At 43.3% G+C, this 13,378-nt stretch carries 11 protein-coding genes; 7 read left to right on the top strand and 4 right to left on the bottom strand.

Going from position 1 to position 13,378, the window contains the following annotated elements; all coding sequences use genetic code 11:
- Nucleotides 1-341: 341 nt before the first annotated feature.
- Entirely contained in the window at nucleotides 342-1,298 is a 957-nt protein-coding gene (locus tag AC3WJC_RS10185) for an SDR family oxidoreductase (RefSeq protein WP_492398995.1), read from the top strand.
- 17 nt (nucleotides 1,299-1,315) lie between these two features.
- Here AC3WJC_RS10185 and AC3WJC_RS10190 read toward each other — a convergent pair whose 3' ends face one another.
- The 4 genes from AC3WJC_RS10190 to AC3WJC_RS10205 form a co-directional block, all read right to left on the bottom strand.
- Nucleotides 1,316-2,302: a glycosyltransferase family 9 protein gene (locus AC3WJC_RS10190; RefSeq protein ID WP_492398996.1), complete on the bottom strand. Its 987-nt coding sequence runs from the start codon at nucleotides 2,300-2,302 to the stop codon at nucleotides 1,316-1,318.
- The gene (locus AC3WJC_RS10195; protein WP_492398997.1) at nucleotides 2,302-3,273 is read right to left on the bottom strand and encodes a glycosyltransferase family 2 protein; all 972 of its coding nucleotides are present in this window, start codon (nucleotides 3,271-3,273) and stop codon (nucleotides 2,302-2,304) included. The genes AC3WJC_RS10190 and AC3WJC_RS10195 overlap by 1 nt, the downstream gene beginning before the upstream one ends.
- Nucleotides 3,270-4,988, bottom strand: a complete 1,719-nt coding sequence (locus AC3WJC_RS10200; protein WP_492398998.1) for a carbamoyltransferase family protein — start codon at nucleotides 4,986-4,988, stop codon at nucleotides 3,270-3,272. Before AC3WJC_RS10200 ends, AC3WJC_RS10195 begins: the two co-directional genes overlap by 4 nt.
- 170 nt (nucleotides 4,989-5,158) lie before the next feature.
- Nucleotides 5,159-6,664, bottom strand: a complete 1,506-nt coding sequence (locus tag AC3WJC_RS10205; RefSeq protein WP_492398999.1) for an MFS transporter — start codon at nucleotides 6,662-6,664, stop codon at nucleotides 5,159-5,161.
- Between the two features lie 379 nt (nucleotides 6,665-7,043).
- Here AC3WJC_RS10205 and AC3WJC_RS10210 point away from each other — a divergent pair, with 379 nt between their 5' ends.
- The 6 genes from AC3WJC_RS10210 to AC3WJC_RS10235 all read left to right on the top strand — a co-directional run bounded on the left by AC3WJC_RS10210 (nucleotide 7,044) and on the right by AC3WJC_RS10235 (nucleotide 13,240).
- Nucleotides 7,044-8,210, top strand: coding sequence for a zinc-dependent alcohol dehydrogenase (locus tag AC3WJC_RS10210; protein WP_492399000.1), 1,167 nt, complete (start codon nucleotides 7,044-7,046; stop codon nucleotides 8,208-8,210).
- 24 nt (nucleotides 8,211-8,234) lie between these two features.
- Nucleotides 8,235-9,029, top strand: a complete 795-nt coding sequence (locus AC3WJC_RS10215; protein ID WP_492399001.1) for an SDR family NAD(P)-dependent oxidoreductase — start codon at nucleotides 8,235-8,237, stop codon at nucleotides 9,027-9,029.
- Nucleotides 9,030-9,336: 307 nt separating this feature from the next.
- Nucleotides 9,337-10,338, top strand: coding sequence for a glycosyltransferase (locus AC3WJC_RS10220; RefSeq protein WP_492399002.1), 1,002 nt, complete (start codon nucleotides 9,337-9,339; stop codon nucleotides 10,336-10,338).
- Nucleotides 10,304-11,593: a glycosyltransferase family 4 protein gene (locus AC3WJC_RS10225; protein WP_492399003.1), complete on the top strand. Its 1,290-nt coding sequence runs from the start codon at nucleotides 10,304-10,306 to the stop codon at nucleotides 11,591-11,593. The genes AC3WJC_RS10220 and AC3WJC_RS10225 overlap by 35 nt, the downstream gene beginning before the upstream one ends.
- Before the next feature lie 13 nt (nucleotides 11,594-11,606).
- On the top strand, nucleotides 11,607-12,170 hold the full coding sequence (locus AC3WJC_RS10230) for a D-glycero-alpha-D-manno-heptose-1,7-bisphosphate 7-phosphatase (RefSeq protein ID WP_492399004.1): 564 nt from the start codon (nucleotides 11,607-11,609) through the stop codon (nucleotides 12,168-12,170).
- A 44-nt stretch (nucleotides 12,171-12,214) separates the two neighbouring features.
- Nucleotides 12,215-13,240 (top strand): glycosyltransferase family 9 protein, encoded by a 1,026-nt coding sequence (locus AC3WJC_RS10235; RefSeq protein WP_492399005.1) that lies wholly within the window; start codon nucleotides 12,215-12,217, stop codon nucleotides 13,238-13,240.
- Nucleotides 13,241-13,378: the final 138 nt, after the last annotated feature.

Consider the following 13,378-nt stretch of genomic DNA (forward strand, 5'->3'; position numbering starts at 1 on the left):
TAATTTCTCGCCTTGCTTCCGGGTCGCTTTTTGCCGCTAATGCTGCTTTTTGCCGCCCCCTGTAATACTGTTTATCCCTTCAAATAACGTCCGCCTTAGCTTTCTAAAGCGGCTGCAAAGGTAACCCCTTTTCCCGCCTTTCCAAACACTCATCCGCCTTTTATTCGCTTAAACACCTAAAGTCACTGTGATTCAAGGAGAAAAAAATTAATGAGGGGGCAAACATTTTGGAGATTAGGAATATCATCATACAATAACACTATAAAATACTTCATTGCGTAACAATACAAGGGTGTGTAAATAAACAGAACAATCTATCCTTACTAAAGGTTAATATTTACATGAAATCAAAAGTTGTAATAATAACAGGTGCGTCAAGCGGTGTTGGCACAGCGGCGGCGCTGGAGTTTGCAAGCCTTCATACTAAACTGGTTTTAGCTGCACGAAACGAAAAAGCGTTGGAAAACGTGGCTGACGAATGCCGTGCATTAGGTGCCGAGGTGTTAGTGGTAGTTACTGATGTTACCGATATTAAAGCGATGATCAACTTAGCCAATACAGCAAACGATCATTTTGGCCGCGTAGATGTTTGGATCAATAACGCGGGCATATTGGGTGCAGGTAATTTTGATGAAACACCGATGGAAACGCACGAGCAGATCATCCGCACCAATTTGCTGGGTTATATGAATGGCGCACATGCTATACTGCCTATATTTAAGGCTCAGCTAAAAGGTATCCTGATCAACAACATATCTATAGGGGGTTACTTGCCGGTACCTTATGGTGCTGGGTATACGGCCAGCAAGTTTGGGTTACGTGGCTTTTCAGAATCATTAAAATCAGAATTAAAGGTTTGGCCTGATATACATGTGTGCGATTTATTCCCTGCTTTTTTAGATACGCCGGGCATCTATCATGCGGCTAATTATACCGGCAAAATGCTAAAGCCCGCTCCGCCGGTGTATGATCCGGCTATGGTTGCCCGGGCTATGGTACAATTAACGGCTCAACCAAAATCAAATACTTATATAGGTGGCGCATCTATACTGCTTAAGTTAGCCCATGCCATAGCGCCTGAAACTACTACCAATATTACCGGTTGGGTTATGCGCCGTTACTTTAAAGTGGCTGATGATATAGCTTTAACCGATGGCAATACGTATAACACGGTTGATTTTGGTAATGGTGTGCATGGTGGTTTCAATATGCCTATGGCACCAAGGCAAAAACGAAATTTATTTATGGGAGCGGCATTAGCTGGCTTTGCGGCTACCTGGCTTTTGCTAAGAAAGTAATATAGAGATGGTGGTAATTAAGCCACCATTTCTACTGTTTCTCTGAATACTAAATGAAAATCCGGATTTTGCAGCCAATCAATAGTGCGATGGATGCGGCTATCAAGCGGCCCCCACCGGTGTGGTTCACCATCCATACTGATCACGATACTTGGCGTTTTAAAAGCAGATGCTATGTGTGATACCCCGGTACAGTTAGAAATAAGCATTGCGGCATCTTTAATTAATACGGCCACTGCTCCCATGCTTGTTTTACCGGCCGTATCAATAACATCATAACGCATGTGTTCTTTTACCTGGTCAATAATATTTTGTTCTTCGGATGTGCCGGTAATAACAACTTTATAGCCTTGCTCCGCACAATAGTCAGCCAGGGCGGCAAAGTATTGCACAGGCCATTGCCGGTACGAGCCGCGCGAACCCGGATGTACACAAATGTAGCGTTGCGGTTCAATATCCAGGTCTAATTGTTTAAGCGCAGCTTCATCTTCATGGGTTACAGGAAATTCTAACGACAGCCCTTGCGATTCGATGCCTAAAAATTCCATCAATTTTAAATGGCGCTCTATCTCGTGCCCTTCATCAGGATAAGGTATGAACAAATCATTATCAGGTGCATAATGGCCTTCAATGGTATAGCCTGCTGTATATCTGGCACCAAACAGTTCTACCATAGGATTTACAACCGAACCGTTACCTTGCATCTGAATAGCCAAATCAAACTCGCGGCTTTGTACTTCAGTTAAAAAGCCGGTAAAGGCGGATGGTGTAAATATTTGCTCGGGCAGGCCCGGATAACCGGGGAAGTGAATAAAATCGTCAATATATTTATTAAACCGTTGTGTAAATGATTGACCCCAGGGCAAACCCACCAGGGTGATCTTAGCCGCCGGATATGCCGCGCGTAAGGCACGGAAAGCCGGCACGGCACACAACATATCACCTAATTGCAATGCCCTGAAGATGGCTATACTTTTTATTTCGGATACTGGTAATTTCATCATTAAATAAATAAAACACGATATTTTACAGCGCCATACCATTGCCAATAGATAGATGCAAATGGTATCACTACGGATGTAACTACCATCTCGGCAACGTGCGCCGGGGCAAGGCTGGTGGTTTGTAATCGTTTATATATAAAATACAAGGTAAGCCCCGCCCATAAAGCAGCACCTGCCATAATCATCATCGCATTGGTAAACACCGCTCCTGCCAGTAAAGTTAAAACTGCTGTTATAATACTATAGTATAGTACCGGAGGAACAGGCTGTATTTTTTTACGGTATAAGAGCGGATATTTTTTATACAGCAAAGCATTGTACATGGTTTTCTTTTGTTCGCGGATGCTAACGCCCCATGGGGCTTGCCTCACCGGATGTGTTACGATTACGGTATTAATTCGGGTTACCGGAATGTTGTTGGCAATAAGTTTAAATTCCAGGTCGCTGTCCTCGCGCCAGGCCATACTAAAGTCTTCGTCAAAGCCGCCGGTTTTAAGTAGTGCTGATTTGGTACATGCGCAATTAGCGGTAATAAAATCGGCAAACTGTAAGCCTGCGGTATTTTTTTCAAAATCTGTAGGGCGCTCGTTAACCGGCACTATTACCTTCCCTGTAATAGCAGCGTATTCTTTATTTTTAAGATGCTGATAAACCTGGTCGAGCCAATGCACATCAGGGATACAATCATCATCAGTAAAAGCGATCATGGAACCCTTCGCATTTAGCCAGCCATGGTTACGCGCGGCTGCCGGCCCTTTTTTTTCAGGCAGCGGCAGATAACGTAATGATGGATAATCATAGCCGGCAAAATTATTGAATATTCGCCCGGTTTCCTCATCAGGGCCATCGATTACCACAATAATTTCATACCTGTCCCTTTCAAACCTTTGCTGCAGCAGCGCTTTAAGACAACGGGCCAAAAGCTGTGTACGCTTATAAGTAGGTATAACAACAGAGATCACTATACTCATTTTTCAATAACAAATGAACCGATCACCAAAGCGTCGAACGGCGATGTCCAAAAACACTCAACAGCATCACGGGGGGTGCATACAATGGGCTTGCCAAGTGTATTAAATGAGGTATTCACCAACACCGGCACGCCTGTTTTTCGCTCAAATGCTTTAAGCAGATCGTAATAATTTTTGTGTTGCTGCTCATTAATGGTTTGTATACGAGCCGTTCCGTCAGTATGCCTAACAGCCGGTATCTTATCTGCTTTGTCAGGCTTTACGTCATAAATAAACAACATAAAGGGTGAATATTGTGCATTCTCAAACCATTCGGCGGCCTTCTCTTCCAATACTACCGGGGCTACAGGCCTAAAATCTTCACGGTCTTTAACCTCGTTTAACCGGGCCTGCATTTGTGGATTAATAGGCGATGCTAATATGGAACGGCTACCTAACGCGCGCGGACCAAATTCCATACGCCCCTGGTACCATCCGATAATTTTATCCTGCGCCAATATGTCGGCGGTTTCTTCGGCTATGTTATTTAGTTTTCGATATGGTACTTTCCATAATTTTAACGACTTTTCAATCTCCTCATCGGTATATTCAGGCCCCCAGTAGCAATGCGTCATTTCAAAACTACGCTCATTGGTTTTACGCTGCTGCGCATCAACCCACAAGGCGGCTCCCAAAGCGGTACCATCATCGCCAGATGCAGGTTGCACCCATATATTTTTAAAGGCTCCCCTATCACGAATGCGGGCATTGGCTACACAATTTAACGCTACACCACCGGCAAGGCAAAGGTTTTCTTCCTGCGTTTCCTTTTGCAGCCAACCGGTTAGCTCCAGCATACTCTCTTCAATTACCAATTGGAGCGAATGCGCAATGTTAAAGTGAAACGAAGTAAATTCCTCATGGCGTAAACGCTTAGGGCCAAAGCGTTCTTCCAGATTTTGATTATTTATGGTATACTGCCCCCGCTCTCCTATCTGAACGATCTCCCTGAAATCCTTTACAAACTCAGGCTTGCCGTAGGAAGCCAAAGCCATTACCTTATACTCGTCTGACGAGTGCAGGAAACCCAGATGCGTGGTAACATCTTCATATAATAAGCCTAATGAATGCGGCATATTAACCTGGCCAATGCGGTTTAGCTGCTGGCCAGCGCCAACATTGTAGGTGGTAGTAGCCAGCTCACCCCGGCCATCAACCGTCATAACAGCGGCATTGGCAAACGGCGAACAATTGAAAGCGCTTGCCGCGTGCGATATGTGGTGCTCAACAAAGTGCCACTTATCGCGCTGAATATTATAGCCGATAAACCGCTTTTGCAAATGATGCGGATAGCCATCGCGCAACTGGCCCGGCGCATTGATCATTGATGATATGAACAGCGGATCCCAAACGTTACGAAAATCATCACCCAAATGCGAAGCACCTTCTTCAAAAGGTATTTCGATGGTTGATTTTCCACGGTATTTTTCACCGATCAATAAATACGGATCAAAGGAGTAAGCAATGTGGTCAACATCATTTATATGGATGCCTGCTATTTTAAGGCAATAGTCAATAGCGTGAAAAGGCAACTCCCAGGTTGAAAACGGAACAGGCCTTTTGCCATGCTTAAAATGTGTAAAGCGCTCCTCTTCAGTAGCGGCTAATAAAACACCGTCTTTGATGATACACGCGGCCGAGTCGTGAAATACGGCATTGATACCCAATACGTACATTGTAATAAAGTGTAATAGTTTAACAGTTGTGTTAGATGTTATACTATTACAACAGATGGCGGCGGTTGTTTACATTTAATTAAATATTTTAATTAATATTAATTTAGTTCAATAATTTATTAAAATAATTAATATGTTATTTAGTTCAAATTAACAATATCGACTGAAATTCAGGCGGCTCTTAATTTGCCGCTACCGGCTTTGAAAAAGCGGTGTATTTTACGTTTGACTGTCGCTGATGGGTTTGAAATACCATCCGCAACGCGCCGCCCGAGGTTGGCGCGAAGTTGATTACGAAAGCCTATGCGCATGTGCACCTTCATACGGTGCCCGGCTATTTCCCCGTGCTCTTTTACACGGCTTAGCATTTTTAGTGAGGTTATTGCCAGCAAGCCTCCTATCACAAAAAAGTAGCTCCAGCCCTGCAGGTGCAGTATTTGTATATGACGGATGCCTGCGGCACCTTTTAATTCTATTGCCCAAACCAATTCATGCGTCGCGAAAAAATCAGCCATTAAACCGGCTATCATCGGGGCTATGGTTGAGGAGAATGCCACCAGCATATTTTTGGTAGAGATGTAAGCAATGGCCTCGCTATTAGGGGCAAGCTTAATACCTATGTTTGATAAGGCCAGGTTAATGCCTGCCGTAGCTACTCCACTTAATATGTGTATCACCGCCAGCATGGTTAAAGTTACATTAGTGTTTGCAGCCATGCCGGTAAACGCGTAAGCTACAATACATAGTACATACAACGGCCCGCAAACAGCTACTATATTCTTATTGCTAAAACGGTCTGAATAACGACCCCAAAGCTTGAGTGAAAATATACTGCTTAACTGCCCGGCAATGCCCAGCCCAATAATATAGGCTACGGGCAGCCCAAGTGTACGCATCATGTACACGGCGAAAAATGGCGTTGCCAGGTTGAGTGCGAAAGCCCAAAAAGAATTAAATATAAGCAGGTTACGAAAGTTTTTATTTTTTAAAGGCTTACTGAATAGTGTAAAGAGTTTATCATTGATCACTTTAGCTTTAGGTTCGGGCGTGCGCAATAAAAGTCCAACGCTTACCATACCCAATATCCCGCCCAGCATAAACAGCAGGTTATAGGTAACAATTTCGTGCTGTGGATAATGCGTTTTTACATAATCAATACCTATGGCTGTTGCCAGGCTCAACGTTACATTAAGTGTTTGCGACATACGGCTTCGCTGTGAAAAAAACGAGCCTAAACGCTCACCCGGAATAAGATCCTTCATCCAGGAATTCCAGGCAGCACCGCCAATGTCACCAAAAATATGCTGAAAGAACAATAGCAGGATGAGTACCTGTACGCTTGTTCCGCCGCTAAAAACAAACGGAATAACACCGATAGCTAATAGCGGCAAACGGGCCAGCAAATTAAACAAAGCGGTTATTGCCTTACGGTTGTTAAAACGCTGCACCATCCATATAGCAGCCAGTTGAAACATGGTAGTAAAAGTTGGCAATGCGGCCAGCATACCTAACTGAAAGTTGCTAGCGCCCATGTGCAACGCCATGGCTGTTAAAAAGGTGCCACTGGTAAATACCACCATCGCTTCGGCCGACAGGCCGTCGGCAATTACCAGGTTTAAACCTTTGTTTAATTGGGTATTCGTAATTTTTTCTGACGGACGTAAATTCATGCTCATGCACCACACGGATGCGTTTTTATGTTAATCAATAGTTTAAAGCTTGCAGGCGGGGACCTGCATGTATACCATTACAAACTACTTGCCGGGATAAAAATACAGGTGATAAATTTTCTCCTGAACTTAAATTAGTTATTAATTGAAAGTTAAGCTTACCTGAAAGTTCAGATTGATTTTCCGAGAGCAAAAATTTCTACAATTTGAGGAAACGCTCCCCGGAAATCACTTCCACGTTTTAATTGGACAAACACAACACATTCATTCAATAGGAAATATATTTAAACATGTGGAAATCTATTTTACATATAATTAAAATCATTAAAACTTATTTTATAATCGCACTGTTGATTAATCACACGTAAAAACATTTAAATTTTTAATGATGAAAGCAGCAGTATTCCACAAACCAGGCGACATCAGTGTTGACACCGTTGATGATCCACGTATATTACATCCGGGCGATGTTATTTTAAAAGTTACTTCAACCGCTATTTGCGGATCAGACTTACACATACTGAGTGGTGGCGTACCGCAAACCACCGATTTAATAATGGGTCATGAATTTATGGGCATTGTTGAAGAAATAGGCTCAGGCGTTACCAAGCTTAAAAAAGGCGACCGTGTAGTTGTGCCCTTCCCTATTGCTTGCGGCAGTTGTTTCTTTTGCACGCATGGCGCATCTCCGCATTGCGAAAATTCAAACTACGAGCATTACGGCCCTGAAGGCAACCTTGCCGACAAAAAAGGCGGCGCATTATATGGATATACCGATCTATACGGTGGTTATTCAGGCGGCCAGGCAGAATATGTAAGGGTGCCGTATGCGGATATTAGTCCGCGGGTTGTGCCTGATAATTTGACCGACGAGCAGGTACTTTTTCTGACAGATATTTTCCCTACCGGATGGTCGGCTATTGATTGGGCGCAGCTTAAAGGTGGCGAAGTAGTAGCCATATTTGGGTCAGGCCCTGTTGGCATGATGGCTCAAAAAGCCGCATGGCTTAATGGTGCGAGCCGTGTAATAGCTATTGATGTGGTTGATTACCGCCTTGAAAAAGCAAAAGCCGTAAACAACGTTGAGACACTTAATCCAAAAAATGTTGATGTAATTGAAGCCATCCGCCAGAAAACCGGTGGCCGTGGTGCCGATGTTTGCGTGGATGCCGTTGGCTTTGAGCCCGACCGCAGCTTTATGGACAGGGTAAAATCTGCTGTGAATTTTGAGGTAGGCAGCATGAAGGTGTTGGATATGTGTTTTGAGGCCGTACGCCGCGGTGGTACGGTAAGTATAGTTGGTGTTTACGGATCGCCTTATGACAACTTCCCGATGTACCGCATATTTGATAAAGGTATCACTATTAAACAAGGTCAGGCACCGGTGCTGAACTACATCGATCACCTGATAGAGTTAGTGAAAGACGAAAAGGTCGTGCTTGATGATATCATTAGCCATACCTTACCATTAAGCGAAGCTGCTAAAGGCTATGAGATATTTCAAAAGAAACAGGACGACTGTACAAAGGTGGTTTTAAAACCAGGTTTATAATTAATAACATCTAATCTATCTACCATGTCAAACAAAGGAAAATATGCACTTATAACCGGTGCCTCAACCGGTATAGGATATGAATTAGCTAAACTTTTTGCCGCGGATGAATATAATCTGGTTATCGTTTCTCGCGATCAGCAAAAACTGGCCAATGTAGCCGCCGAATTAAGGCAGCATAATATAGAGGTTATTACTATTGCTAAAGATCTGTTTGAGCGCCAGGCAGCTTTTGATCTCTATGATGAGGTTAAGGCCAAAGGCATCCATATAGATGTATTGGTTAATGATGCAGGGCAAGGTGCTTATGGTGAGTTTAAGTATAACGACATTCAGCGTGAGCTGCGGATCATCGATCTGAACATCACATCGCTGGTAATACTTACCAAGCAGTTTTTACAGGATATGGTTGCCCGCAACGAGGGTAAAATACTTCAGCTTGCATCCATCGCCAGCCAAACGCCGGGGCCTTGGCAAGCTGTTTATCATGCTACAAAGGCCTTTGTATTGTCATTCAGCGAAGCCATACGCGAAGAATTAAAAGATACCAATATCACGGTAACCGCGTTACAACCCGGTGCCACTGATACCGACTTTTTCAATAAGGCAGATATGCTGGATAGCCGGATAGTGCAGGACAAAAGTTCCCTGTCAGATCCTGCTGATGTTGCAAAAGATGGTTATGAGGCATTAATGGCCGGTAAGGATAAAGTAGTATCCGGTTTTAAAAACAAGGCGATGATGGCCATGAGTAATGTAACGCCTGATACCACACTTGCACACATGATGAACGAACAACAGAAACCTGTTGACAAATAACAAATTCAGCCCCTGTAAAAAGGGGCTTTTTTTTGAACTTTAAAGTACAAACGTTCACTCCACTATACATCCAGATTCCATAATGCCTGTTTTATGGTGCAGTATTTTTTAAAAGTATACGCTTTTTATTTTTTATGATATTATTTAATTAATAATATAAAATAACTTATCATAAGCGTATTAAACTGTAACACATCATTTAAACAGACAAAAAATTAATTATAAATAATAACAACATAACATATAAGAAAAAAATGGCTCTTTAATTGTTCAGCTACGGTAAGCTCACACATTTACTCTAAACATTATGAAAGTATTTACCTGGCACATCCACGGCAGTTATTTATTTTACCTGTCTCAAGGTAATTACACAATTTACATTCCCACTAAAGCAGAAAAAACAGAAGGCTATTATGGCCGGGGCGAAACTTTTCCGTTTGGCAGCAACGTTGTCGAAATTCCCGCGGAAGAAGTAAAAAACCATGAATTCGACTGCATTGTTTATCAAACTAACCAAAACTACCTGGTAGATCAGTTTGAGATACTGAGTGATGACCAGCGTGCCTTACCCAAAATATACATTGAACACGATCCGCCGCGCCAGCATCCAACGGATACTAAACATGTAGTTAATGATCCGGGTATTACGCTGGTACATGTTACCCACTTTAATAAGCTGATGTGGGATAGCAATAACACCCCTACCCGTGTTATAGAACATGGCGTAACCGCACCCAACGTTACTTACTCCGGAGATATTGCCAAGGGTATTGTAGTGATTAATAACTTACCCGCCCGCGGGCGTTTGCTTGGTTTTGACTTGTTTAAGGAAGCAAGGCAACATGTACCGCTTGATTTGGTTGGCATGGGTACCGGCGAATATGGTTTGGGCGAAGTACTGCATCCGCAGTTACCCGCTTTTCAAAGCCATTACCGTTTCTTTTTTAACCCGATACGCTATACCAGCCTTGGCCTGGCTATTTGCGAAGCCATGATGATGGGCATACCGGTGGTTGGCTTGGCTACTACCGAACTATCCGCCGTTATTGATAATGAAAATTCAGGTTATATACATACTGACATCAATTACCTGATCGATAAAATGAACTTATTACTTGCTGATCCTGACCATGCCCGCGAGATCGGGCAAAACGGTCGCGAAGTGGCTTTAAAGCGCTTCAACATAACCCGTTTTGCCAATGATTGGGAAAACTTATTTGCCGAAGTGACTAATAACAACACCAATCGCGTTACGCAAGCTAACACCACAGCTTATGAACTTTCAGCAGAAAAAAATAGCATTTATTAGTGAACATGCCTCGCCCCTGGCATCATTAGGCGGCGTTGATACCGGCGGCCAAAACGTATACGTAGCACAATTGGCCAAACATTTAGCAGCCACGGGCTACCTGGTTGATGTATTTACCCGCCGTGAAAATGCTTTGGTGCCCGAGATAGTGGAGTTGGTTCGTGGCGTGAGGGTTATCCATGTTGATGCAGGCCCGGCAAAGGTTATCATTAAAGAAAACATCTTGCAATACATGGATGAGTTTAAGGATAATATGATAGCCTTTATTATTAACCAGCACATCCATTACAACTTTATACATGCCAACTTCTTCATGTCAGCTTTAGTTGCTATGGGCATCAAAAAGGAGTTGAATATACCGTTTGTGGTTACATTCCATGCCTTAGGGCATGTGCGCCGCATTCATCAGGCCGAAAAGGATAAATTCCCGGTGGAAAGGTTATCCATTGAAGAGCAGGCGGTGATGGAAGCCGATCAGATCATAGCCGAATGCCCGCAGGATATGGACGACCTGATCAGTTACTATAACGCGCCGAAGGATAAAATAAGCATTGTGCCCTGCGGTTTTAGCAGCAAAGAGTTTTATCCGCTTGATAAGGAGTGCGCCCGCCGTATTGTTGGTTTACCACAAAAGGAATTTTTGCTATTACAATTAGGGCGCATGGTGCCGCGTAAAGGTATTGATAACGTGATACAGGCCATGGCTTACATTAAATCAACCGGAAAACCGGTTAAATTGGTGGTTGTAGGTGGCGAAGCCGAAGTATTGAACGAGGATTGCTGCCCTGAATTTGCAAGGTTGTTAAGCATCTGCCGTGAAAATGGCGTGGAAACATCCGTTATTTTTACCGGCCGTAAAAACCGCGATCAGCTTAAATATTATTATGCTGCCGCTGATATATTTATCACTACCCCCTGGTACGAGCCGTTTGGTATTACACCACTTGAGGCGATGGCCTGCGGCACACCGGTTATTGGTGCTAATGTAGGCGGTATAAAATACAGCATTGCAGATGGCGAAACCGGCTGGCTGGTACCTCCGCATCAACCTATGGCGCTTGCAGAAAAGATAAATGAACTGATAGCCGACGAAACCTTATTATATACCGCCGGTAACAATGCCATTAAACGGGTTAATGAACACTTTACATGGGCAGAGGTGGCCGGGCAGATGCATCAGCTTTACCGCAGGCTTATGCCAACGTTTACTACCAAACCAATGGTTATACACCAAAACAAACATGAAGCGGCTTAGTTATCCATATTAAATGAATAAAGCTGTTTTTTTAGATAAGGATGGTACGCTGATACCGGACATACCCTATAACATCGATCCGCAGCTTATTAACCTGCAACCGGATTGTATTGATGGACTTAAACTATTGCAGAACGAAGGATATTTGCTTATCGTAATATCCAATCAGTCGGGTGTTGCAAGGGGTTTGTTTACCGAAGATAAATTAGAAGCCGTTTACGCGCGCTTAAATGAACTTTTGGGCATACATGATCTAAATTTAAACGGTTTCTATTATTGCCCGCATCATCCGGGTGGTAATACATCGGGTTACAATGTGGAATGCGATTGCCGCAAGCCCGAACCGGGCATGATTATTAAAGCCGCTGCTGATCATGATATCGATTTAAAAAGATCATGGATGATAGGTGATATTTTGAACGATGTAGAAGCAGGTAAACGTGCCGGCTGCAAAACGATTCTGATTGATAACGGCAACGAAACCGAATGGCTGCCCGGATCTATGCGTAATCCTGACAGTGCTTGTAAAAACATTAACCAGGCGGCGGCCTTTATACTGGCAAGTTTACTGGTATGAGCTGGGGCGAGTGCAAAAATATATTATGTATCCGGCCGGATAACATGGGCGACCTGCTTATGAGCGGCCCTGCTATACGCGCTTTAAAAGAAAGCTTTAACGCTAAGATCACCATACTAACATCGAGCATGGCTGCCGGTATTGCCCGCTTTATGCCCGAGATAGATGAGGTTTTAATATTTGATGTGCCTTGGGTTAAGTCAGCAATAGAAACTGAGCCCGAAGTTTTTTATCACACTGTTGAGCTTATAAAGCAAAAAGCCTTTGATGCTGCCGTAGTTTTTACCGTATTTAGCCAAAACCCATTACCAACCGCTATGCTGGCTTATTTGGCAGGCATCCCGCGTATATTGGCCTACTGCCGTGAAAATCCTTACGAACTTATTAATTACTGGGTATCTGATAAAGAGCCTTATCAATACATCAAACACCAAGTAGAGCGTGATCTGGATTTGGTGAGATCAGTTGGAGCAACTACCGGTAATGACTGCTTACAACTAAACATCAATGATGCTTTATGGCCAACGCTATCCCAAAAGCTACTTGAGCAGTTTGGACTTAATACTTCCCTCCCATGGTTGATACTACATCCCGGAGTGAGCGAAAAAAAACGGGAGTACCCGATAAATAGCTGGGCAGAAACCGGTAAAGCACTTATTCAAAAAGGCTATCAGTTATTGATTACAGGCTCACTATCAGAAAAGCACCTTACGGATGAATTGGCTGGTAAAATTGGCGATGGCAGCCATTCTGCCGGTGGGGCTTTTAGTTTAGAAGAATTTATTTGCCTGGTAAGTAACGCGCCGCTGCTGATCTCCGTAAATACAGGCACTATACATATAGCGGCGGCTACCCAAACACCTGTTGTGGTGCTATACGCTCAAACCAATCCGCAGCATACACCCTGGAAGGTACCTAACGTGGTACTGCCATTTTCCATTTCACAACAGCTCCGGAGTAAAAATGAAGTGGTCAATTACCTGAGCAATACCCTATATGCAGAGGATATACCTCACCCACCTGCATCATTAATAGTAAATGCAGCAGAAACGCTTCTTGAGTCGAAGTAGTAGTATAAAAAAATTCGCTGCAATCAGATCAATTGAGCAAAAATAATGCAGAATGCTATTTTAAATATTGATCACCTTCAATTCTTTTCACAGATGATCAATATTTTAATAGCTATCAAGGTGCGAAGGCTGCTATTA

Source organism: Mucilaginibacter sp. FW306-07-L, assembly GCF_058782065.1.